Here is a 23152-nt window from a genome sequence, read left to right as displayed (position 1 = left end):
AAGAATACTATTATGATAGAAGAAAATAAAAATATAGAAAAAGAATACGGTCAGGAAGAAAACGAAAAATCGTTTATAGATTTTCAGTTAATTTATCGTACTGTAATCCTAAATTGGTATTGGTTCATACTATCTGTAATTATCTGTGTTGGTTTAGCTGCCATTTATTTGCGCTATACAACACCTACTTATCAGACTGTAGCAAAATTGCTTATTAAAGACCAAGACGATAACAAAAAATCGGGAATTAAATATTCGTCAAATCTTGGAACTATGTCTAATTCAGAAGGTATTGATAACGAAATAGAAATACTTGGTTCCAGATCAGTTGCTCAAGATGCAGTGCGCGACTTAAAACTTTATGTTAATTACATAACAAAAGGGCGACTTAAAACTATAACGCTCTATAGAGACCAACCACTAAGTGTAGATGTAGATAGTAAACATTTGGAAAATCTGAATAGACCAATAGAGCTTTCTATTAAACGCGATAGCAATACTTTCATTCTGACAGGTACTTATTATGTACCAACTAATGAACGCGATGCAGAAGGACCATTTACATTGAATACTAAATTCTACTCATTGCCACATTCTATAGCAACACGTGCCGGCATAATTACAATATCTTCTAATCAAGGTAAAATTTTAAGAAAAGGAGAAGAACTAGAAGTTGTGTTGCAATCGCCAAGAGATGCGTGTGGACAATATGTAAACAACATTCAGATATCAAAAAGTACACAAGGAACAAGCATTGCTTATCTTAAAATGATAGACGAAATTCCAAATAGAAGTATCGACTATTTAAAGCAACTTGTTGTGGCTTATAACCGTCAGGCAAACGAAGATAAAAATACAATTGCGCTTAGTACTGAACGTTTTATAAGTTCACGCCTTGGCAAAATTAGCCAGGAATTAGGCGCAAGTGAAGGAAAGTTGCAAAAATACAAACAACGAAATGGTGTTGTAGAACAACAAATGAATGCAGCAAGTAGTTTCACAAATCAAACTACATCTGAACAAAAGCTAACGGATATGGAAACCCAAATCCAACTATTTAATAGCGTTGCATCAGAAGTAAAAAATTCATCAAGAGATTTCACACAAGTAATACCTTCTGATGTTGGATTAAGCGATGCAACTGCATCAAGTCTTATTAATAAATATAATGAGTTGGTGTTAGAAAGAAATCGTCTTCTTCGTAGCGCATCAGTAAATTCACCTGTAGTAGAACCACTTACCGATCAGATAAGAACACTTAACAAGAATATTAGACGTGCAATTGAAACAGCACGTAATAATTTGGAGATACAACGTGATGCTGTTGTAAGTCAATTCCAAAAATATAACACACAAGTTGCTGAAGCTCCTGTGCAAGAACGAATGATACAATCTATCGATCGTGAGAAAGATGTTATGTCTAATTTGTTCTCTATGCTGCTACAAAAGCGAGAAGAAAATAGTATGTCGCTTGCAGCTACAGTAGACAAAGGTAAACTTATTGATGATCCACAATTTGCAGGCATTGTAAGTCCAAATACAAAAATGATATATTTGGTAGCATTTTTTATCGGACTTCTTTTACCTTCACTTATTCTATTCCTCATTCAGCTATTTAGATATAAGATTGAAGGACACGACGATGTAGCACGACTTACCAAATTGCCTATTATTGCCGATGTTCCTGTTGCAAACGATGCAGCCAAAGGAAAAGCCGATATTGTGGTACACGAAAATCAGAATAACCAAATGGAAGAAGTGTTCCGTGCAATGCGTACCAATATACAATTTATATTGGAGGAGAAACAAAAAGTTATTCTCTTTACATCGTCTACTTCGGGTGAAGGTAAAACCTTTACAGCAGCTAACCTTGCAGTAAGTTTTGCATTGTTAGGCAAAAAAGTTATCTTTGTTGGTCTCGATATTCGTAGACCACGTCTTGCCGAACAATTTAAAATAAACGACCATAAACATGGTATCACAAACTTGCTTATAAAGAACGATCCAACATTAGAAGATTTAAAAGAACAAATTATTCCTTCTGGTGTAAATCAATACTTAGATTTATTAATGGCTGGTCCTATTCCACCAAACCCAACAGAGTTAATAGCACGCCATTCTTTAAATACAGTATTCGAACAATTACGTCAAGAGTACGATTATGTTATTGTAGATACCGCACCAGTTGGTCTTGTTACCGATACTTTACAAATTGGAAGAATCGTAGATGCAACTGTTTATATGTGTCGCGCCGATTATACCCTGAAGTCTTCTTTCGATATGATTAATGAACTTTCAGCCGAAAAGAAACTTCCCAAAATGAATATTGTGCTTAATGGTGTCGATATGTCTAAAAAGAAATATGGTTACTATTACGGCTATGGACGATATGGAAAGTATGGACGATATGGAACTGGAAAATATGGAAAATATGGTGCCTACGGAAATTATGGAAGTTTTGGTAACTACCATAACAGTAAATATGGAAATAAAAACGATAATTCTATAAAACGATAACAATAATAAGTGGTGAATAAGAAGTGTGCCAATGGAAAAACTTGCCACACTTCTTTTTTCTTTATGTAATTATGGTAATAGCAGTAGATTTTGATGGAACTATAGTAGAACACATGTATCCTAAAATTGGAAACGAAATTCCATTTGCAACAGATACTTTAAAAGAACTAATAAAAGATGGACATCAATTAATTCTTTGGAGTGTTAGGGAGAACGAACTTTTACAAGAAGCTGTAGATTGGTGTCATAAACGTGGAGTAGATTTCTGGGCAGTAAATAAAGATTATCCAGAAGAAGAGCGTTCTAAAAACAACCATTTCTCACGAAAACTAAAGGTAGATATGTTTATAGACGACCGGAATGTTGGTGGTTTGCCTGATTGGGGAACAATTTACCAAATGATTAAACATAATGAAACGTGGGAAAGTATGCGTTATAATCATCATAACTCTGAATACGGACAACCAAAACGAAAAAAACATTGGTGGAATTTTTAGCCTTAATTGCCACCTTATCTTATATACAAAATTACACCTTATACATATAAGACACATTGATAAAAAAAGAAAATACAAAGAACCACCTTCGCATAAAGAAAGGTGGTTCATTTATATATATAGAATTAAGGTTATTCGTTTATTGTCCACTCTACATTCTCATTTGACATTTCATTGCCTTCTTCCTCAATAGCAATACTCGAAGGTGTCGGAGTTTTAACAACTATCTTTATATTTGTCATTACGTTGCGTTTTAACACAACCTTTTTAATTTCGCTCCTTATTGTCCCATCGTTCTTTGTCCATTTCACTATAAAATCGACTTCTCCACTATATGAATCTTCTATTGCTTTTGCTACTTGAGAGAAAGAATAAATAGCTTGATGGTCGAATATAGGATCTGATGCCTTTACAGTTTCAGTATAATCATCTAAATAAGAAACTTCGAGCGTTCCATCTTCGGGCGGTGTAATGGTTAAATGGATCCCAAATACTGCTCGTTTTACTTTTAACAAAACAGAATCTGAAGTTTTAGGGTCAAAATCTATTAGCGTGCCATATTGTTTAACAAGTTTAGGAGACCACACTTGTTTATTTCCTGTTACAGTAGTTTGTCCTTGTGGTGGAAAAGCAAAACAAACAGAACTTGACTTTGTAAACGAATTAGTTGCCATTACTGGTTTTGCATTGGTTGTTACAAAAGGCTCCATATAACCATCTGCTGAAAGATAGATACCATCTTCGCCTTCTTCTACAATTAAGCATTCAAAACGATAGAGACAATTCTCGTTCAGAGCAATACTAATCTTCGAAGGATCGTCAAACAATCCGTATGCAAATTTAGAATAAGAATTACTATTAGCACGTTTCTGATAAACATTAATACCATACAATTTCTTTCCCGCTCCACGTGTATATGCAAACAATGGAGTTTCAGACGTCGTTATTTCCTCGTTTATTCGAAACGAAATAGTTTTAAACTTGCTTTTTCCTTGCTTTTCTTTACCCCCGTTATTTATTATTTCTTTCTCGCAACTTGCAAAAGCAAATGCCAGAACAATAGTTAATAACGAACATACTAATTTATTCATAATAGGTTTAATTAGATTGTTAATGCAATTATTTAGTGCTACAAAGTTAATATAATTTTATTTTACAGCCAAAAAACTATACAAATAAATGTCGTTAGGAATGAAAAAGTATAAACTTTTCGTCCTATTTATTTCTATTTTTTATCTATGCGTATGGTAGAACGCATTGCGTGTGAGATTTCGGTAAAGAAAAATAATATTAAAAATGCCTATTGTATAGCACAATATGCCAACAGAAATAGATAATTTGTACGAAAGGAAGGAAAGGAACCAGAAGAGGACCAGATAAATGGTTGCGAAACACCACACGACCATAGAAACAGGAAGAAAAATAAGTGGGTATATTCAAATATGAACACACCCACCAACATATAGAATATCTTAATATAAGATAATAGTAAGTTTCGCAACAAGTAACATTCTGTTATCTATTTGCTTGCTGTACGAAATATGAGTATACTGTGAAAATCAGTAATAATGGAAGCAATTTATTTGAAAAGCTTTTTAAAGAAGCCTTTCCTTTCTTTTTTCTCTTCTTTTACAGCAGGCTTTGTTGATTCTTTGGGAGATATTTCGTTATTCGTTTTTTCTTTAAGCACAGGAATATCATCTCCTTCAAGAATACCAGCAATTCCCCACTGTGCTGTTAGTTTCAGTATATCAGAAGTGGCAGTAGCCTCGTCCACTTCATATTCATCTGTCAAAATTTTCACTAAATCAGCTACTGTAAAATTATCCAACTTCTGCGCTTCACGCCAAAGAAAGGCAGAACTTTCGTTCATCGATATAATATTACTGAAGTCTATATTCTCTTCTCCTTCGGCTACAATAATGTTTTCGCCACATACTTGCCGTAAGTTAAACCCTACTTTTGTTTTCATTTATTACTGTTTTATTGAATTATTTTACTTAAATGACTCCGAAGATGGGAATCCATATTCGTCTATATATTCCTAAAAGATAACGCCGTATGGGATAAAGGCGTGTCCATACAAAACTATAAAGTCGCCATTTTCTGCCATCGGTACGATCTAATGTGTTTCTTCCCTTTCTATAAAAACCTATAACAGCTCCCACAACATTAGACTTTAAACAATGTTCTGTGGATAAATTACCATCGCCTAACAGTGTAACCTTTTCGCCATCAATATGTATAATTCGGTGGAGTACATAGTGTTGTGGAGCAATTTCTGCTAAAACTGGATCTCCAACGGTTATAGTTGATGGTTTTATAAAAAGAGCTTTATCGCGACCATCTTCTAAAAATGGGCGCATAGAATAGCCTTTCAGTGTAAGAGTAACAGTATGCCCTTCGTTCAGCATCTTTACAATTTCTGGTAAAAACACTGCATTCTCGAATTGTATTTTAGCTGTCTCAGTAGTTCTTGTGGACATTATAAACCTTTACTAATGGTTGCATAACACACTTCTGCCGCCTCTTTATTTGGTAAACAATGCAAGGTATAGATATTTGTTGTTTCTACCAGCTTAGTTATAATGTCGCAAACGGCATTGTAAATATCAGTATCCCACTTCATACTTGAGCACGATGGGAGTAATGAGGCGAAAGCCTGAATAGGTGGAAGCTTTTCTACCGAATTGGTAGAAGCTCTATCTATACGTGTTATTGCACCTAACTTTGCTTTCACATTTCTATAACATGGTGTTTTACCACTCCACGGACTTCCGAATATCCAAAATTCATTATCAATAAAACGAACAATAGGATTATCATCGTTCATGAGATCGGAACCTGCTATATATCGTAACCACATACTAACTTGAGTAGATTTACCTGTCCCACTTTTTGCTATAAATGCATATCCATAATTATTGTTACGCACTAGCGAAGCGTGAATAAGTAAAGTTTGCTTATGCGCGCCTGCAAAAGCAAAAATTAGCATAAGCGCATTATTTAATCCAAAGCTACGCATATTATAATTTCCATTCAGTGCACATGAACAGTTAGTAAAGTCTTTATTAGTGATTAACAAACAGCATTCTGCACCTGTTATATCTTTTATAATATACTGATATCCTCCATCTTCCAATTTATCAACAACAGTATCGCCATTTCCTGTATCAAAATTTCGAATGGTTCTTCGTTGTTCCTTAGATATAGGTCTAATACTATCATCTACAGTTAGCTGAAAAAACAAGTCGTTGTTAGATACCTCTGCACTGAAAGGAAGAAACGACGGTAATAATTTAATATTATTTTTTTCGCTTTCAGCAAAGGCAATACGTATACTTAGTTCAGCAACTCTAAAGTTATGTACTTGCATTTAGTTATGGCTTTTCTACTTTTTCCTCTGTTTCGTCTTGTCGCTGTATCAGTTCTTTCCTTAATTCATCGGGTAAAACTGTTTTAAATTTGAATTGTGATGATGGGATTGCATTTACAATATACTTTTGTTTTGCCTTTTTTGTATATCGCTCTTGCAACTTTATATACTTCTTCATAGCCTCTTTCTCGGTAAATGCATAAATCACAATACACGTAGGATTGCTATTAAGCTGTCGGCTCTCAATATAATAGCGCAACTGATAAGAATATTCATCACGGTTTATCAAAAAGTGTGTGTGATTATTTTCAACGAAAGCATCTACTGCTTGTATATCAGTGAAGTTTACAGTAGAATCGTTGAATGATTCTGATAAGCCAAACATATAAACCTTTGCAGCCTTGTAATCTTCTTTTGCTGTTATAGTTGTTGTAAAACTAAATAGCATTAAAGTTATAAAAACAAATTTACAGTATTTCATATTTCTTTTTATTTTCCTAAATATCCTTTTAAAGAATTGCCTATTGCATTGCAACGTAGACGTCTAATTGCTTTCTCTTTTAACTGACGAACACGTTCGCGCGTTAGGCCTGTTTGTGCACCAATCTCTTCGAGAGACATTTCTCTTTGGTTTATTCCAAAATATCCTCTAAGAATAATCTGTTCACGCTCTGGAAGAGCCACTAATGCTCGTTCTATTTCTTTCTTTAACCCAGCTTCTAATAATTCTGCATCTGCATCTGGAGAATTTTTATTTGGTAAGACATCAAGCAAACTTCCATCATCGCTTGTAGAAATTGGAGCGTCCATAGATATTTTCTTTGTTATCATAGACATTATTTCTACTATCCTTTCCTTAGGCAGGTCTATTTGTTCTGCCATTTCATCTACGCTGGGTAATCGTTGATGCGTTTGTTCGAATTGTTGTACTACCTTTCGCAGCTTATGTATTATTCCCATTTGGTTTATTGGAACACGAACTAGTCTGCTTTGCTCTGAAATGGCTTGCATTATACTTTGCCTTATCCACCATACTGCATACGAGATAAACTTAAACCCTCTTGTCTCATCATATTTCTTCGCTGCTTTTATTAGTCCGAGATTTCCTTCGTTGATTAAATCAGGAAGTGATAAACCTTGATTTTGATACTGTTTTGCAACAGATACCACAAAGCGTAAGTTAGCTTTCGTTAGTTTTTCGAGTGCTTTTACATCGCCCTGTTTTATCTTTCGTGCTAATTCTATCTCTTCTTCTACACTTATAAGACCCTCATGACTTATATCTTGAAGGTATTTTTCAAGTGCCGTACTTTCGCGATTTGTAATCGACTGAGTGATTTTCAGTTGTCTCATCTATAAGGTGGATTGACATTAGGTATGGCAAATATACATAAAAACAACGAGTTAGACAAAGAAATATAGAATAATCTATGTTTTTTTCGTTTTTATAGTACTCTCCCTATTGCTTTCCTTTTTACCTAACGGATTATCTACACTTATGAACTCCTTTTTATTTATTTTCGTTTAAGAATTTGTATTCCTATATCGCTTATTCCTGGAAGCAATTCTTTGCTCATAATGTGATAGACAGAGACTTTTAGTGAGTCGTTGCGTTGTAATGGAAATATTCCTATGCGCTGTTCGATTGCACTTGTTGTTATGCCTCGTTTTCCTACCAATCGTCCTTCATTATCAATAACGTTGCACACAACTGTATCTTGATAACTTTGACTTGTTTGCTTTTTGTGTTGCGTACGTATAACTGTACGTTCCACTATAAGCGTAATGCTCTTATATGGATAATTTTGAAATACTCTCATTCCCAAATCCATATTGTATATTCCCTCTTCCTGGCGTGGAACATTAAAGGTTACAGTGTCTGTGCGTCCCCACCCATCAATAGATAGAGATTGATACTTATCGTATACACGTGAATCATTGCATGCTACCAATGCTAGTACAATGATAACAAACATTACTAGGTTTGAAAAGGAAAACTGCTTCCTATTCATTTTTATTCTCGTTTGTTGATTTCGGTTGCTGATTTCTTTGTTGTGTTGGCTGCTTATTAGGCTTTCCACTCCGTCGCTGACGTGGCTGTATTTTTTGTTCGTTTGTATCTACCACTTGCTGGCTTCGTTCTTGAGGACGTGGTTGCGCATTTCGTTTACCATTCCGGCGATTATTTTTCTTGTTTGTTTTTTCTTTATCAAAGCGACTCAAATCTGCTTCTGCCAACAAGTCGATAGACTTTTTAACTGGCTTAACTTGTCCGTTATGCAATAACGAAAGCGGCTTTTCTCCCTGACGATTCATTTCTATAATCTCTTTTGCTCGCTCTGCAGAAATAGTTTCCAAATTTACTGCTAAGTTTTTATCGGTAGAATACGTACAAAGACCGTTGAGAATATCTGTCTTAAACAAGAAATACTCTGCGTCCATAGTATGTAAATGAATATCTTTCCCCGGAAGTTTTCTACTTGCTTCCATATAGTCATCTACTTCATAGTTTAGACAGCATTTCAATTTAGCACACATACCTGCTAATTTGGTAGGATTTAATGATATGTCTTGACAGCGTGCAGCATTTGTTGAAACGCTTGAAAAACTCTTCATCCACGTAGCACAACAAAGTTCCCTACCACAAGGACCTGTTCCACCAATACGACCAGCTTCCTGTCGAGCGCCTATTTGCTTCATTTCAATACGGACGTGGAAAGCCGCAGCAAGATCCTTTATAAGCTGTCGAAAATCTACTCGTTCGTCTGCTATATAATAGAATATTGCTTTGTTTCCATCGCCTTGATACTCTACATCGCCTATTTTCATTTGCAGATTCAATGCTTTTGCTATCTGCCTACTTTCAATCATTGTGCTGTGTTCCTTTGCTTTGGCCTCCTTATATTTTTCCATATCTGCCTCTCGTGCAATTCTGTACACACGTTTAATATCGTCTGGCGACTTAATGCCACAAGCTTTTTTAAGTTGTAACTTCACTAATTTGCCTGTAAGTGTAACAACACCAATATCGTGTCCAGGATTTGCTTCTACAGCTACAATGTCTCCTTTATTCAGTTCTATGTTATTTACATTATGGTAATACCCCTTACGTGTATTTTTAAACTGTACTTCTACGAGATCCGTAGTATTTATATTCCCTGGAACGTCTTCTAACCAGTCGTATGTATTCAACTGTTTGTCTGAACGTCCACAGCCACGATGGCACAGGCCACGATCGCAACCTGTCCACATCTTAAATTTCATATCTTTATAATCCATTATCTAATTCTGAGACCTTGCTCTTCTGAGATTTCATTTTTACTGTCTCTCGCAAGGGTATATATTGTTTGTAATGTGCAAATAATTATTTTCTTAAAAGCAGAACTATTAGTTTCAGAGTCATATCGTAGAATACTATTTTTCCATTAGCATTCTGTCCTATAGCTTTGTAACATTTCTGAAATAGTTCATTTATCTCTATTACATTTTTCTCGTTTATGAAGCGTGAGAACTTTTTAGCAAATTCTTCTTCTTCTAACGACATATAGACAAGCTCTGGATTGCGAAAATTAAACATAAAGTTCTCTCTAACTTGTTGTTGAAAGTAGACCAACATTCGTCTTTGTTTCTCTCTACCAAATGCACATACAGTTTCGCTCCATTGCTTTAATGCCTTTATATCACGTGCATAACATGCTCGCATAAGCTGTTGGAAGAGTTGTAGAAATTCTTCGGTTTCTTTATTACTCCTCAATTCATAAATTGCATTCAACCAGCTTCCCCTGGCACGTCTTGCTATACGGTGTGCAACATCTATGTCTAATCCACGTTGAGCTATCAATGCTTTCTCTATAGCCTCGTCTTCTATACGTTTAACATCTATTCGCTGTGTCCTACTAATTATAGTTTCTAATAGTTTCTCTGGTTCTTCGCTCACCATTAAGAATATGGTACCCTCAGTAGGTTCTTCCAATACCTTTAGAATTTTATTTGCTGAGGTTAAATTCATTCGTTCAGGTAGCCATATTATGGAAACTTTGTATCCACCCTGACTCGATTTCAAAGAAAGTTGTCTTGAAATATTATCGCTCTCAGCCGCTGTTATAATGGCTTGTTGAGTTGTTGCTCCCATTTCGTTCATCCATTTAGAAATATCAAAATAGGCCCCTTCTTCCATTATCATTTTATGCCATTCTTTTGCAAAATCATTACTTGTAGGCTGGTGATCTGAGCTTGTATTTGGTAATTTTATCGTAGGATAGGTAAAATGCAGATCAGGGTGTTCCCATCTCTTCAGCATAGATTTTGCTTTTTCAGGCGAAGTTGAAGAAGTTTCAAGCAAATAGCTTGCAAAGCTCATAGCCAAAGCCATTTTGCCTGAGCCATAAGGTCCACAAAAGAGCAAAGCATGCGGAACGTGCTTATCTTTTGCCATTTTCAGCAATCGCTGCTTTGTTTCTTCTTGTCCTATAACTTCCGAAAAGTCCATCTCTACATTTATACCACTATAGAATATTGCTATATCCTAAAGCCTTTACTATTCTTCTTTTTTATCTTTAAGTTGCAAAGTTAATAAATAAAAGCGAATAATAAATGAAAAAATAAAGTATTCGGCAAAGGTTATTAATATGTGAGGACTATTTTTCGAAATAGTCGTTTTAATTTACGTTTACTGAATAAATACGACTATTTGTTCATAAGTATATTATGTGTTTTATATTGCTTATTTGTGTAAAAATCATTCGAATATAATACAGAGAAAATAAACCATTTACTTACAAGCATAAGGAGCGTGATAGACTATGCTCTTACAGAGGCAACAATAGCATAAGAGCACAAGGATTTGGATACTACCTTCCACAGAAAACTAACTAAAAATTTAGAACTATATTACAATGAAAAAGTTATAGATTGTGTGAGTGAAAAAAGACAGATATCTAATTCTATCAAGATAGATATCTAAAACGAAACTTACAGATATCTAAAACGAAGCTTACAGATATCTAATTTTGTCGAGACAGATATCTATTCCTATCTAGGTTAATAAATAAGCTTAAATTATCTACCTATAGAAAGGCTGCTAAAAGAATGATATCCATCTGAATATCAATAAAAAACAACAAATATTATGTACTATAGAAATAAATTTGTATTTTTCTTATTGGTACAAATCAAAAGAGTGCTTTCGTGTGTAATATTAGACATATATCAACGTTCTGCTTCTAAACGAGAAACGAGAACTTGTTTGCTACATTATTTCTTTTAGAGGAATCATAACGAAGTCGCGTTCTTTCATTAATGGGTGAGGCACTTTAAGATCTGAATCATCTATATTCAGGTCATCAATCATCAAGATATCAATATCAATAATACGGTCGTGATATTGATGATTAACAGTTTTATGGCAACGCCCCATATCCTTTTCTATAGCTTGTGTGGTTTTCAAGATCTGGTGTGGACTGTATTGTGTGTTCACACATATACAAGCATTTAGAAATTTATTATGACTTGTGAATCCCCACGGTTCAGTTTCTAAAAATGAAGATTGTCGAACCACTTCCCCCACTCTTTTTTGAATAAGGGAAATGGCTTCGTTTAATATAGCCTTACGGTTACCAAGGTTAGAACCTAACCCCAGATACACCTTATGGCTTTCATTATCTATAGGTTTCAAAAAATCTGAAATAAGAATTTAATCGTTTAAGATGAGCAACGCATCTCCAAAGCAACCGAATTTATATCCTGCCTTAACTGCTTTATCGTAAGCTTCCATAACAAGATCATATCCTCCAAATGCAGCAGTCTCCATTAACAAAGTAGAATATGGGTGATAGAAGTTTACAAGCATAGAGTCTGCTAATCCAAAATCGTAAGGTGGGAAGATAAACTTATTAGTCCAACCCTCATACTCTTTCAGCATACCATCAGTTCCCACAGCAGTCTCTGTTGCCTTAACCACACTTGCTCCAACAGCACAAACATGGTGTCCAGCCTGCTTTGTTTCGTTCACTATTTTACAGGCTTCAGCAGATATATGCATTTCTTCAGAATCCATCTTGTGCTTCGTAAGATCTTCTACCTCTATGTCGTGGAAGTTACCTAATCCACAATGCAAAGTAATATAAGCTGCATGAATACCTTTTATCTCCAACATTTTCATAAGATGCTCTGAGAAATGGAGATTTGTTCCTGGAGCAGTTACAGCTCCTTCGTACTTGGCAAATACTGTTTGGAAATTCTCTAAGTCGTCTGCATCGGCATGAGCAAAGTCTTCGCCAGCATTCTTCGGACGGTTATCTATTATGTATCGAGGCAGTGGAGCTTCGCCTAATGCATAAAGCTCACGTTTAAATTCTTCGTGCGAACAGTCATAAAGGAAGCGAAGTGTACGTCCACGCGATGTTGTGTTATCAATCACTTCAGCAACCATAGAGCCTGATTCATCAAAGAAGAGTTTATTTCCGATACGTATCTTACGTGCAGGTTCTACCAAAACGTCCCACAAACGCATTTCTTGGTTTAACTCTCTCAACAGAAATACCTCTATCTTTGCATCGGTTTTCTCTTTTGTTCCATAAAGTCGAGCAGGGAAAACCTTTGTATCATTGAATATAAAAGTATCGCCTTCATCAAAATAATTCACTACATCTTTAAAACGGATATAGTCTTCTTCTGTAGGTTCTTTCCCATCTATATCTTTGTTATACATATCAATCGTTCCTGATTTCTTATGCACAACCATTAAGCGGGCTTCGTCTCTACGTGTTACTTTGAATACTTGACTTGTTCCATCGGCACGGTTTAACACTCGCTCTGATGAATGCGGATACAAAGCAACTTGCTCTTCTGGCAAGTTAAATTTAAATTGCGAAAGCTTCATTTATCTACTATTTCTATATTCTGTTGGTTCAACCATTCATTAAAATGGTCGTAATTTATACATTCTTCTACTTTTATATTACCTACACGAGTACGTCGGAGTGCAACAAGATAAGCACCGCTATTAATAGCACGCCCTAAATCGCGTGCTAATGCACGTATGTAGGTTCCTTTACCACAAACAACTCGCAATGTGAGTTGCATTCTATCGGCATCGAAGTGGGTAATTTCTATTTCATCAATCCTTATATTCTTAGGCTTCAGAACAATATCTTCACCATTTCTACGATAATCAAAAGCTCGTTGTCCATTCACTTTCACTGCACTATAAGTGGGTGGCACTTGTTCTATATCGCCAATAAATTGCTGCAATGCTGTTTCTATCAATTCTCTCGTGATATGTTCTGTGGGAAAAGTCTCGTTTTCCTCGTGCTCCATATCGTAACTTGGTGTAGTTGCGCCCAACTGTATTGTGGCTACATACTCTTTGGTATGTGTTTGCAATTTCTCTATTTGCTTAGTCATTTTACCAGTTGCAAGAATGAGAACACCTGTAGCTAATGGATCGAGCGTACCTGCATGACCAATTTTCACACGTCCTCCTTGCATTTTAGAGCAAAGATAACGTACGTGTGCTAATGCTTTAAAACTCGTTATTCCATACGGTTTATCAATAGGAATAATTACACCTTCTTTGAAATTCATACGTTTCTGACCGAAGCGTTTAAACGTTAATCAACCATATTTAGAGAGACTCTAGAAAGCAACATCACCAAAAGAATTATACCTACAATGATACGATACCAGCCAAAAGCTTTAAAACCATATTTCGCAAGAACGTTTACAAACCACTTCATTGCAAATATGGCTACCACAAAAGATACTACACAACCAATACCTAATAAGAAAAGGTTGTTGCTTGTAGCCCATTCTACCTTTTCACTCATCATATCGTGTACATCAAGAATAGTTGCTCCTGCCATAGTAGGCACAGCAAGGAAGAACGAGAATTCTGCTGCTTTCTTGCGCGTAAGCTTGTTTGCCATACCACCCACAATAGTAGACATAGAGCGACTCATACCTGGAATTACCGAAAGACACTGGAACAAACCTATAAGGAATGCACGTTTAGGCGTTACTTCGTTTTCTTCTTTCCCCTTATTGAATATATTATCGCAGAAAAGCATAAATATACCGCCCACCACCAGTGTTATTGCTACCACCCAAATAGAATCTAACAACCAATCGAGCAAGCCACTCCTCTTAGCTGCCAAACCTACAACAACTACCGGCAACACACCAATTATAAGCAAGCCATACAGTTTCCACATCTCAGGCTTAAAAGAAAAAAACTTCTTCCAATACAAACAAACAACTGAAAGAATAGCTCCAAACTGAATGATGAAAGTAAAAGCATGAACAAAAGGATTACCCTGCTCTACACCTAATAAATGTTGAGTTATTATCATGTGTCCTGTTGAAGAAACTGGTAAGAACTCTGTTAATCCTTCAACGATAGCGATAATAATTGTTTGAAATAAGTCCATTACGCTTCTGTATCGTCTTTATGTCGTGGTTGATACATTATAGCACCTATAATAGAAATAAAGCCAATAAAAGTAACCACTGGGGCTACCTTTATACGCATAGCGCTAAAAATTTCTGGGTCGTACTTTGTTTCTGTAGAACCACTACCACTCATTAATATAAAACCTATGATAACAATAGCTACACTAATAGCTAACATTATAAAATTGATTTTACCAAAAGCTAAATTCTTTTTATCCATTCTATTACAACTTGTGAAACGCTATCTAATTATAAACAGATAACGAAATGAAAAATACATTTCTCCTTAAATTTTATACAATGAACTTGCCTTCATTCGCAAGAACTTGTTCACAGAAAGCCATGAACATAAGAATGTTATAAGTATACCAAAAGCCATCATTATAATAGCTGTAGTTACCATAACATTCATATTCAGAACCACAGCTATCTCTGGGTCGTTATTATACAATAGGTACATACATATACCAAGTATAATTATGGCAATCAATGCAGACACAAAGCCTTGTAACACCGCTCTTCGCAAAAATGGCATACGTATGAAATTCCACGATGCTCCTACCAATTTCATTGTATGTATGGTAAATCGTCGAGAATACATACTCAAACGAATTGTATTATTTATCAAGGCGAATGAAACTACCGTCAGTAGGGCTGCTATAATTAATAGCACTATACTGATTTTACCCAATGTTTGATTTACACTCTCCACAAGGTCTTTACGATATCTTATTTCGTAAACTCCTTTAAATGCTTTCAACTGTGTGGCAATGGCTTTTATAGAGTCGTTATTGGCATAATTAGCCTTCAATCTAACTTCTATCTCTGCAGTGAAAGGGTTTTCGCCTGCAAATTCTGCAGGATTAGCTCCTAACTCGCGTGTACCTTCTTTTAGAACTTCTTCTTTAGATATAAAGTTTAGGCTACTTATATAATGCAACCGATCTACACGTTCGCAGAGTGCCGCACTCTCTTCATCGCTCATATCGGGCTGAAGAATCATTGTTATTGTTAGCTTCTCTTTTACGAATTGACTAAGATTACGACCTGTAAACACCGTTAAAACAACCATACCAATTAAAATTAGTACCATTGCAGTGCTTATACAGAGTGTTATTATTTGCAAACTATGAGGCTTTCCTGCCCTTCTATGTCTTTTCACCATTATGAAATTCTTTTGGAATAATATCACAATTAGGTTGCAAAGATACTGCAAAATAAAGTAATACCAAAAGAAATTATATTTTATTTACATGATAATAAAAATTCTGATATACTCATATCCATTTCCAAATAAAAACATTTAACTTTGTCTACCAAACAAAAACAAATGAAATGAGCACTATTATATACGATTCGCCTATTTTCGGTCCGGTGAAAAGTCGTCGACTTGGTATATCGCTTGGTATTAATCTTATGCCGAATGATGGAAAGGTATGTACATTCGATTGCATTTATTGTGAATGTGGATTCAATAAAGACTATCGAACAAAGTCGCCTTTCCCTACTCGTGAAGAGGTTGCAGCTAAGCTTGAAGCTAAGCTAAAAACAATGAAAGAAACAAATGAACAACCAGACGTTCTTACTTTTGCAGGAAATGGGGAACCGACTGCTAACCCACAGTTTGCAGAAATAATTGATGATACAATTCGACTACGTAACCAATATTGTCCAAAAGCAAAGGTATCTGTGCTCAGCAACGCAACTTTCATTCACCGAACAAAGGTGCATAACGCCTTAATGAAGGTTGATAACAACATTCTAAAACTTGATACTATTGATAATAAATATATAAATAAGGTGGACCGACCTACTTACCCAACTTATCAAGTTAGTAAAATTGTTGAAGAAATGAAAACCTTTAATGGGAGACTTATTGTGCAGACTATGTTCTTAAAGGGGATTTCAACCGACGGAGATGATGTTAACAACGTGAAAGAAGACTTCATAGTTCCATGGCTTGATGCTGTAAAGACCATCGCTCCACGCGAAGTAATGATTTACACTATTGATCGTGAAACACCAGATCCAAATCTTAAGAAGGCAACAAAAAGTGAGCTTGATGCTATTTGCGAACGTGTGAAGGCTATGGGAATACCATGTTCGGCTTCCTATTAAATAAAACGAGGAGATTTTAGCGTTCATTTATCATTTGCTAATAAACAATAAATGAACAACTTTTTCGTTAAATCTACTCGTCTCAGCACCGAAATTACGGGCACTTTTCTGCACTACAACAAAAGTTCCTTCAAATTCTTGCTCTTTTTACGTGCTACTTTAAACCTCTGAAAAGCAAGCTGTTGCACACTTATTGGGTAGTGCTGTGCAACAAATACAGCTTGTTTGTTTGGCAAAACAAGGGTCTTTCGCCTTATTTTGCACACAATTTCAACATCTATATGGTCTAAATAGCTTGTGAAAGCGGCTGTTTTATAGTGCAAAAGTGCCGCTTTTGGTCGGTAAGAGCCATACTTTCACAAAGTAAAACAATCTATTTTATAAATTCATTCCTTTTTTATCGCTTTCTTTTTCTCTATTTCACCCTTTTCAGTTGTGTTAAATTTATCGCGTCATTTACTGGATTTTAGAACAATAAATACGAACTGCCAAAAACGCAAATACTCCGCTTTTGAATCCAGAAACTATCTATTCTGCGATGTTAAGAAACATTGTAAAGTGCTTTTTTTTAATACATTACGGTTTAATAGTAAATTATTTGTTATTTATTTGGCATTTTAATGAAATATAATTACTTTTGCAACTAACAACTAACGCAACTTATAAGATGAGGAAAAATATCCAAACAACTCTACTACTATTGTTTTTCTTTACATCATTAGATATGATGGCGCAAAGTATTAAAGGAAAAGTTGTAGACACACAAGGTACGCCCCTTGAATTGGCGAACGTTTGTCTGCTTTCAAAAGCCGACTCTTCGTTTATTAGCGGTGCAGCAAGCAAAGCTGATGGAGTATTTACCATTGAAACAAAAAGTATTGATGGCATTTTGAGAGTTTCGTGTATGGGCTACGAAACAAAATACTCAGACTGCCATTCTGCCGATGCAGGCACCATTATATTAATGCCAAGCAGTAACGAAATGGCTGAAGTTGTGGTGAAAGGCAACAGGCGTCTTTATACAATGAATGCAGGAGGACTTACGTCTACCATACAAGGCAGTGCGTTAGCGAAACTGCCTTCACTCTCCGACGTACTCAACCAGCTGCCTTTCCTTAGTGCTTCGGACAATGCAATCACCGTATTAGGGAAAGGTAAACCGCTTGTTTATCTTGACGGAAGGAAAATAACAAGTAATACGGAACTAGTAGGGTTAAAAGGCAATCAAATAAGAAACGTGCAGGTAATAATGAACCCTGGTAGCCGTTACCCGTCAAATGTGGGAGCAGTGATACGCATTACAACAATTCGTACACAAGGCGATGGTTTGTCGGGGACAATGCAATGGAACGGAAAAGTAAACCATAATTTTGGTCAAAACGACTTTCTCAAGCTCAACTATCGCAAGGGGGCATTTGATATTTTCGGCTCTGTTTATTACCAAGAAAACAAATCAGACGAGGAGCAAACCAACGATGTTGCGTTTAATTATAAAGGGACAACGATTGTATCGCATAATTCAAACAAACAAAATAGCAGGGGTAGGTTTCTTGTTTCGCAGGCTGGTACAAACTATGTATCGCTCGATAACAGCTTTTATGCAGGACTGAAGTATATATATTCTCGCACCATAAAAATCCCCTTTAACCTTTATTCTACGCTAACATCGTCCGACTTGGAAGGCAATCATACATTTAACAGCTATTATTTCCAAAACAATTATGGTGGAAGACATAATGCAACAGCCTATCTTCTGAAGACTTTCAAGAACAAATGGGAGATGGAAACGAATACCACTTATACTCGTATCGACTTTACAACCGATTTGAATACAACCGAAATAGAACACAACAAAACAATAACAGTTGGTAGCAAGAGCTATCGAAAGACAGATATGTTTGCCGAAAACGTAATGTTATCAAAATCAATGCCTATCGGTAAGTTTACATTTGGCGAGGAATACACTTACACCAACAATACACAAGCCTTTGAATTAACCGACCCTGACCACACTTCTTCCTTGACATCGAATGGCAATCAGGCAAAACAAAACTCGTTGGCACTATTCAGTGAGTACAGTAAAGCGTGGAAACATTGGAGTACCAATGTTGGCTTACGGTACGAGTGGGTAGCTTTCGATTATAGATTGAATGGTGTTAAACAAGATGCACAATCGAAAAAGTACGGCAACTTATTGCCAACGCTTTCTTTAAACTATTCTAAGAGCAGTTTCGAAACTACTTTATCGCTCCGCTCCATCATTGCACGTCCGTCGTATATGCAGTTAAGAGCCAGCCGAGCTTATAACAATCGCTATGCCTATGAGGGTGGAAATCCGTCCTTGCAGCCTGCAAATATCTACGATTTGGGGTTACTTCTGCGCTATAAAGACTTGGTCTTGAGTTCAAACTACATTATTTATAAAAACGCAATATCGTTTTACGAACAAGTATTAGAAGACAAACCGGTTCGATTAAATTCATTTATAAACATTGACTACCAAAGTTTCAACCTTATGGCATCTTATGCTCCAACATTCGGAATATGGAAACCGTCGGTAACATTACAGGCTTATTTCCAACAGCTTGAATACAATGGTATGAAGTATACAAAACCAATAGCAAAGTATTCTTTCAAGAATTTATTTTCATTTCCAAAGTCTTACACTGCCACATTGAACTTTTCGGGATGTACAGCAGGCAACGACGGACTGCTTTACTATAAACATAACTTCACGACATCAGCATCATTAATCAAGAGTTTCCCTTTCGGCTTGATGGTGGCATTAAGTATAGAGGACATATTCCACACCTCGCGAGAACGTTGGATGGTGAAAACACCAGATATTGAAGCTACCAAATGGTTGAAAGGCGATACACAATCTTTCACCCTAACCCTTCGTTACAGTTTCAATACAGCACGTAGCAAGTATAAAGGAAAGGGTGCAGGCAACAGCGAAATCAACCGTTTGTAGGAATAAAAAGGAAAGAAAACTACAGTATTGGCAGTTTTATGCAATTCCGAAAGAAATGTTTCTTTTGGAATTAAATATGCTTTGGTTTGTGCAAATGCTAAGCTAAAAATGTGTATAAACTATCTGTTCTGCAACGTTAAAAGACTTTGTACGATGTCTTTTTATATAGACAAAGCTAATATTACAGAGAAAAGGAATATTATTTTGAATTAAATGAGAGAAAATTGATTATTATTATTATCTTTGCAAAAACGTATCTTTATGTCTCAAGAAAATAACATTATTTTCACTACACTCGATAAGACTAAATGGTTAGAGCTAATTGTAAACTCTTACCAAAAATATAATGCTGTAGGAAATAATGTTTCTGTTTACATTTCATTTTCAGATTCAATATCTGTAAAAGGATTGACACCAATGCATTTAGTAACCTTAGCATGCCTGATCCAATTCCTTTCCGACCAAGGATGGAAGGCTTTTTTATCACATAATAATCAAGCCGTTGATAATTATATTTACAATGACCTACAATTTTCGGAATATTGGTTAGGGCAAAAGAATCATGTTGATGCCAATCAATCCACTCATGTTTTTAATTTATGGAGGATTAAAGACCAAGAAAAAGACCTGTATGCAAATAATGTAGAAGCATATTTCAAGAAAACTTACTTCAAGAATAAAGATTTAAGTGTTATCCATTTAAGTTTGACAGAGGCTTTTTATAATGTGTTTGACCATGCTTCTGCAAATGATAATGCATTTTCATTGATCATGTACGATGAGGATAAGCATATTTTGCATGCTGCAATAGCCGATTTTGGAATTGGAATTATCCAGTCAGTGAAGAATTATATCCCATCTATTAGCTGCGATAAAGAAGCTTTGTTTAAAGCTGCTGAGTATAATTTTACCGTCAAGTCGACTGACAGAAATAAGGGCAAAGGACTTGATAATATACTCTCGTGTGCAGATATTGGAAGGTTATGTAGTGGAAAAGCTTTGTTAGTGGATATAAAAGGCGAAAGAAAGGTCTACGATATTAACTTTAATTTTCCAGGTACATTAATCTATTTTGAGGTAAATCTTTCTCAAATGGAAGACGAAGAAGTTCTTGATTCGTTTGAATTTTAGATGTTTAACTAATTTAAGACTGTTATGTGTACAATAAATATAAAAGAGATTTTAGCTTCTCACAATAGCTTACCAGATGCTGGTAAAATCCTTTATAATACAATTGTTGATGCAATTGCATCTGATGATAAGGTTGTTGCAAATATGGAAGGGGTCAGTTCTTTACCTTCTGTATTCTTAAATGTGTCTATTGGAAAGATTATTGATGAATATGATATGGAAACTTTAAAAAGCCATATTATGTTCTCTAAAATAACAAGACACCAAGCTGATAGATTAAAAGATTACTTATTACGTTATGACCAAAATCCAGAGAGTGTATCAGAGTTAAAATAAAGTATTCCTCAAAATTACAGATTATAACAGCTATGCATAAAAGAGCCCTATCAAACTCTGTATTAGAGTTCTGACAGGGTTCTTTCCTTACTTTCTAAGGTATCAAGTTTCAGACAAAAAGTTCTTCTCAAACAAAATAGGATATTGATACTACCTTTGTCAAATTGTGAAAACAACGCTAATAATTAAATATGCTTTGGTTTGTGCAAATGCTAAGCTAAAAATGTGTAACTTTGCATTATCAAATAGTTAAATGTAGTATGCGAGACTTGACTGATGCCGAATTGGCAAAGCTGATAGACAAGGATATATTTCATAAAATTTCTGATGCTGCTGACAAACTCGGCGTGGAATGTTACGTTGTGGGTGGTTATGTCCGTGACTTATTTCTTGAACGACCCTCTAACGACATTGATGTCGTGGTGGTGGGGAGCGGTATCAGCGTTGCCAACGAACTAAAAAAAACATTTGGAAAGCGGGCGCATATATCGGTTTTCCACAACTTTGGCACAGCACAAGTGAAATTTGGCGGTATGGAAGTGGAGTTTGTCGGTGCACGCAAAGAGAGCTACAGCCACGACAGCCGTAAGCCTATCGTGGAAGACGGTACACTGGAAGACGACCAAAACCGACGTGATTTCACTATTAACGCAATGGCAGTATGTTTGAACAAATCCCATTTCGGCGAATTGGTAGACCCATTCGGTGGCATAGACGATCTTTGGGACGGCATTATTCGTACACCTTTAGATCCTGATATTACTTTTTCAGATGATCCACTGCGTATGATGCGTTGTGTGAGATTTGCTACACAGCTAAATTTTTTCATAGAAGATGAAACATTCGATGCATTAGAACGTAATGCCGAACGCATAAAAATCGTAAGTGGGGAGCGTATTGCCGACGAACTAAACAAAATAATGGCAACACCTACACCGAGCAAAGGTTTTATAGATTTGTATCGGTGTGGATTGCTTCAGATTATTTTACCCGAACTCGTAGCATTGGATATAGTAGAAACTCGTAACGGTAGAGCACATAAAAATAATTTCTATCACACATTAGAAGTCCTCGATAATATATCGCAAAAAAACAATAATATTTGGTTGCGATGGGCTGCGCTGTTCCATGACATAGGTAAGCCTAAAAGCAAACGATGGGATCCTATTGCAGGCTGGACCTTCCATAATCATAATATAATAGGTGCAAAGATGATAACGCCAATCTTTAAACGTCTGAAATTCCCAATGGACGCCAAGATGAAATACGTGCGCAAGTTGGTAGACCTGCACATGCGACCTATTATTATAGCAGATGAAGAGGTTACAGACTCTGCTGTTAGACGATTAATGAACGATGCTGGCGATGACATTGACGACTTAATGACACTTTGCGAGGCCGATATTACAAGTAAAAATGCTGCACGTAAACAGCGTTTTCTTGATAATTTTAAAATTGTTCGCGAGAAACTAAACGACCTTAAAGAGCGCGATTATAAACGGTTGTTACAACCATGCATTGATGGAAACGAGATTATGACTTTATTTAATTTGAAACCGTGTCGTGAGGTTGGAGAATTAAAGAAAACATTAAAAGATTCTGTCTTAGACAACAGTGTACCTAACGAACGCGAGCCACTAATGGAACTACTGAAGAAAAAGGCATCTGAAATGGGCTTGATGTAGAGTATTTCATCCATATTAAATATATTAAAGCGGCTTATATATATTAAGGTATCTTATTCATATAAAAGTC

The 23152-nt window shown here is 35.8% G+C and carries 22 protein-coding genes; 7 read left to right on the top strand and 15 right to left on the bottom strand.

What is annotated here, in order from left to right:
• Positions 1-12 precede the first annotated feature (12 nt).
• Positions 13-2517, top strand: a complete 2505-nt coding sequence (locus tag HMPREF9144_RS04040) for a GumC family protein (RefSeq protein WP_006044601.1) — start codon at positions 13-15, stop codon at positions 2515-2517.
• A gap of 71 nt (positions 2518-2588) precedes the next feature.
• Positions 2589-3014, top strand: coding sequence for a BT0820 family HAD-type phosphatase (locus tag HMPREF9144_RS04035; RefSeq protein ID WP_006044600.1), 426 nt, complete (start codon positions 2589-2591; stop codon positions 3012-3014).
• 131 nt (positions 3015-3145) lie between these two features.
• Here HMPREF9144_RS04035 and HMPREF9144_RS04030 read toward each other — a convergent pair whose 3' ends face one another.
• From HMPREF9144_RS04030 to HMPREF9144_RS03960, 15 genes are all read right to left on the bottom strand, one after another.
• The gene (locus HMPREF9144_RS04030; protein ID WP_006044599.1) at positions 3146-4105 is read right to left on the bottom strand and encodes a hypothetical protein; all 960 of its coding nucleotides are present in this window, start codon (positions 4103-4105) and stop codon (positions 3146-3148) included.
• A 488-nt stretch (positions 4106-4593) separates the two neighbouring features.
• Positions 4594-4986, bottom strand: coding sequence for a PqqD family protein (locus HMPREF9144_RS04025; RefSeq protein ID WP_006044598.1), 393 nt, complete (start codon positions 4984-4986; stop codon positions 4594-4596).
• 28 nt (positions 4987-5014) lie between these two features.
• Positions 5015-5500 carry a S24/S26 family peptidase gene (locus tag HMPREF9144_RS04020; RefSeq protein ID WP_006044597.1) on the bottom strand — a complete coding sequence of 162 codons (486 nt, stop codon included), beginning with the start codon at positions 5498-5500 and terminating at the stop codon, positions 5015-5017.
• Positions 5500-6390: a hypothetical protein gene (locus tag HMPREF9144_RS04015; RefSeq protein ID WP_006044596.1), complete on the bottom strand. Its 891-nt coding sequence runs from the start codon at positions 6388-6390 to the stop codon at positions 5500-5502. The genes HMPREF9144_RS04020 and HMPREF9144_RS04015 overlap by 1 nt, the downstream gene beginning before the upstream one ends.
• Positions 6391-6394: 4 nt before the next feature.
• Entirely contained in the window at positions 6395-6871 is a 477-nt protein-coding gene (locus HMPREF9144_RS04010; RefSeq protein ID WP_006044595.1) for a hypothetical protein, read from the bottom strand.
• Positions 6872-6879: 8 nt separating this feature from the next.
• On the bottom strand, positions 6880-7743 hold the full coding sequence (locus HMPREF9144_RS04005; protein WP_006044594.1) for a sigma-70 family RNA polymerase sigma factor: 864 nt from the start codon (positions 7741-7743) through the stop codon (positions 6880-6882).
• A 161-nt stretch (positions 7744-7904) separates the two neighbouring features.
• Positions 7905-8402, bottom strand: a complete 498-nt coding sequence (locus HMPREF9144_RS04000; RefSeq protein WP_006044593.1) for a gliding motility lipoprotein GldH — start codon at positions 8400-8402, stop codon at positions 7905-7907.
• Positions 8395-9669, bottom strand: a complete 1275-nt coding sequence (locus HMPREF9144_RS03995; protein ID WP_006044592.1) for a PSP1 domain-containing protein — start codon at positions 9667-9669, stop codon at positions 8395-8397. Before HMPREF9144_RS03995 ends, HMPREF9144_RS04000 begins: the two co-directional genes overlap by 8 nt.
• Positions 9670-9754: 85 nt before the next feature.
• On the bottom strand, positions 9755-10879 hold the full coding sequence (locus HMPREF9144_RS03990) for a DNA polymerase III subunit (RefSeq protein WP_006044591.1): 1125 nt from the start codon (positions 10877-10879) through the stop codon (positions 9755-9757).
• 759 nt (positions 10880-11638) lie between these two features.
• Positions 11639-12064: a 2-amino-4-hydroxy-6-hydroxymethyldihydropteridine diphosphokinase gene (folK, locus tag HMPREF9144_RS03985; RefSeq protein WP_006044590.1), complete on the bottom strand. Its 426-nt coding sequence runs from the start codon at positions 12062-12064 to the stop codon at positions 11639-11641.
• 18 nt (positions 12065-12082) lie between these two features.
• Positions 12083-13270, bottom strand: coding sequence for a tRNA preQ1(34) S-adenosylmethionine ribosyltransferase-isomerase QueA (gene queA, locus HMPREF9144_RS03980; protein ID WP_006044589.1), 1188 nt, complete (start codon positions 13268-13270; stop codon positions 12083-12085).
• On the bottom strand, positions 13267-13974 hold the full coding sequence (gene truB, locus HMPREF9144_RS03975) for a tRNA pseudouridine(55) synthase TruB (protein WP_006044588.1): 708 nt from the start codon (positions 13972-13974) through the stop codon (positions 13267-13269). The genes queA and truB overlap by 4 nt, the downstream gene beginning before the upstream one ends.
• A gap of 26 nt (positions 13975-14000) precedes the next feature.
• The gene (locus HMPREF9144_RS03970) at positions 14001-14816 is read right to left on the bottom strand and encodes an undecaprenyl-diphosphate phosphatase (protein WP_006044587.1); all 816 of its coding nucleotides are present in this window, start codon (positions 14814-14816) and stop codon (positions 14001-14003) included.
• The gene (locus HMPREF9144_RS03965; protein WP_006044586.1) at positions 14816-15058 is read right to left on the bottom strand and encodes a DUF3098 domain-containing protein; all 243 of its coding nucleotides are present in this window, start codon (positions 15056-15058) and stop codon (positions 14816-14818) included. Before HMPREF9144_RS03965 ends, HMPREF9144_RS03970 begins: the two co-directional genes overlap by 1 nt.
• 66 nt (positions 15059-15124) lie before the next feature.
• Complete coding sequence (locus HMPREF9144_RS03960; RefSeq protein WP_006044585.1) at positions 15125-16003, bottom strand: cell division protein FtsX; 879 nt, start codon at positions 16001-16003, stop codon at positions 15125-15127.
• A 170-nt stretch (positions 16004-16173) separates the two neighbouring features.
• Here HMPREF9144_RS03960 and HMPREF9144_RS03955 point away from each other — a divergent pair, with 170 nt between their 5' ends.
• The 5 genes from HMPREF9144_RS03955 (at position 16174) to HMPREF9144_RS03930 (ending at position 23082) form a co-directional block, all read left to right on the top strand.
• Complete coding sequence (locus HMPREF9144_RS03955) at positions 16174-16956, top strand: radical SAM protein (protein WP_006044584.1); 783 nt, start codon at positions 16174-16176, stop codon at positions 16954-16956.
• Positions 16957-17623: 667 nt separating this feature from the next.
• A complete protein-coding gene (locus HMPREF9144_RS03945) occupies positions 17624-19930 on the top strand; it encodes a TonB-dependent receptor domain-containing protein (protein ID WP_006044582.1) in 2307 nt (768 codons plus the stop codon).
• A 261-nt stretch (positions 19931-20191) separates the two neighbouring features.
• The gene (locus HMPREF9144_RS03940) at positions 20192-21061 is read left to right on the top strand and encodes a hypothetical protein (protein ID WP_006044580.1); all 870 of its coding nucleotides are present in this window, start codon (positions 20192-20194) and stop codon (positions 21059-21061) included.
• A gap of 24 nt (positions 21062-21085) precedes the next feature.
• Positions 21086-21397, top strand: coding sequence for an STAS-like domain-containing protein (locus tag HMPREF9144_RS03935; RefSeq protein WP_006044579.1), 312 nt, complete (start codon positions 21086-21088; stop codon positions 21395-21397).
• A 260-nt stretch (positions 21398-21657) separates the two neighbouring features.
• Entirely contained in the window at positions 21658-23082 is a 1425-nt protein-coding gene (locus HMPREF9144_RS03930; protein ID WP_006044578.1) for a CCA tRNA nucleotidyltransferase, read from the top strand.
• Positions 23083-23152 lie beyond the last annotated feature (70 nt).

The organism is Prevotella pallens ATCC 700821, from assembly GCF_000220255.1.
In the GTDB taxonomy this organism is placed as follows: domain Bacteria; phylum Bacteroidota; class Bacteroidia; order Bacteroidales; family Bacteroidaceae; genus Prevotella; species Prevotella pallens.
Note: the sequence above shows the minus strand (reverse complement) of the source record. Positions and strands in the feature narration are given on the sequence as shown.

Coding starts and splice junctions, on each gene's coding strand:
- HMPREF9144_RS04040 (WP_006044601.1), top strand. CDS start 13: ATGATAGAAGAAAATAAAAATATAGAAAAAGAATACGGTCAGGAAGAA.
- HMPREF9144_RS04035 (WP_006044600.1), top strand. CDS start 2,589: ATGGTAATAGCAGTAGATTTTGATGGAACTATAGTAGAACACATGTAT.
- HMPREF9144_RS04030 (WP_006044599.1), bottom strand. CDS start 4,105: ATGAATAAATTAGTATGTTCGTTATTAACTATTGTTCTGGCATTTGCT.
- HMPREF9144_RS04025 (WP_006044598.1), bottom strand. CDS start 4,986: ATGAAAACAAAAGTAGGGTTTAACTTACGGCAAGTATGTGGCGAAAAC.
- HMPREF9144_RS04020 (WP_006044597.1), bottom strand. CDS start 5,500: ATGTCCACAAGAACTACTGAGACAGCTAAAATACAATTCGAGAATGCA.
- HMPREF9144_RS04015 (WP_006044596.1), bottom strand. CDS start 6,390: ATGCAAGTACATAACTTTAGAGTTGCTGAACTAAGTATACGTATTGCC.
- HMPREF9144_RS04010 (WP_006044595.1), bottom strand. CDS start 6,871: ATGAAATACTGTAAATTTGTTTTTATAACTTTAATGCTATTTAGTTTT.
- HMPREF9144_RS04005 (WP_006044594.1), bottom strand. CDS start 7,743: ATGAGACAACTGAAAATCACTCAGTCGATTACAAATCGCGAAAGTACG.
- HMPREF9144_RS04000 (WP_006044593.1), bottom strand. CDS start 8,402: ATGAATAGGAAGCAGTTTTCCTTTTCAAACCTAGTAATGTTTGTTATC.
- HMPREF9144_RS03995 (WP_006044592.1), bottom strand. CDS start 9,669: ATGGATTATAAAGATATGAAATTTAAGATGTGGACAGGTTGCGATCGT.
- HMPREF9144_RS03990 (WP_006044591.1), bottom strand. CDS start 10,879: ATGGACTTTTCGGAAGTTATAGGACAAGAAGAAACAAAGCAGCGATTG.
- queA (WP_006044589.1), bottom strand. CDS start 13,270: ATGAAGCTTTCGCAATTTAAATTTAACTTGCCAGAAGAGCAAGTTGCT.
- truB (WP_006044588.1), bottom strand. CDS start 13,974: ATGAATTTCAAAGAAGGTGTAATTATTCCTATTGATAAACCGTATGGA.
- HMPREF9144_RS03970 (WP_006044587.1), bottom strand. CDS start 14,816: ATGGACTTATTTCAAACAATTATTATCGCTATCGTTGAAGGATTAACA.
- HMPREF9144_RS03965 (WP_006044586.1), bottom strand. CDS start 15,058: ATGGATAAAAAGAATTTAGCTTTTGGTAAAATCAATTTTATAATGTTA.
- HMPREF9144_RS03960 (WP_006044585.1), bottom strand. CDS start 16,003: ATGGTGAAAAGACATAGAAGGGCAGGAAAGCCTCATAGTTTGCAAATA.
- HMPREF9144_RS03955 (WP_006044584.1), top strand. CDS start 16,174: ATGAGCACTATTATATACGATTCGCCTATTTTCGGTCCGGTGAAAAGT.
- HMPREF9144_RS03945 (WP_006044582.1), top strand. CDS start 17,624: ATGAGGAAAAATATCCAAACAACTCTACTACTATTGTTTTTCTTTACA.
- HMPREF9144_RS03940 (WP_006044580.1), top strand. CDS start 20,192: ATGTCTCAAGAAAATAACATTATTTTCACTACACTCGATAAGACTAAA.
- HMPREF9144_RS03935 (WP_006044579.1), top strand. CDS start 21,086: ATGTGTACAATAAATATAAAAGAGATTTTAGCTTCTCACAATAGCTTA.
- HMPREF9144_RS03930 (WP_006044578.1), top strand. CDS start 21,658: ATGCGAGACTTGACTGATGCCGAATTGGCAAAGCTGATAGACAAGGAT.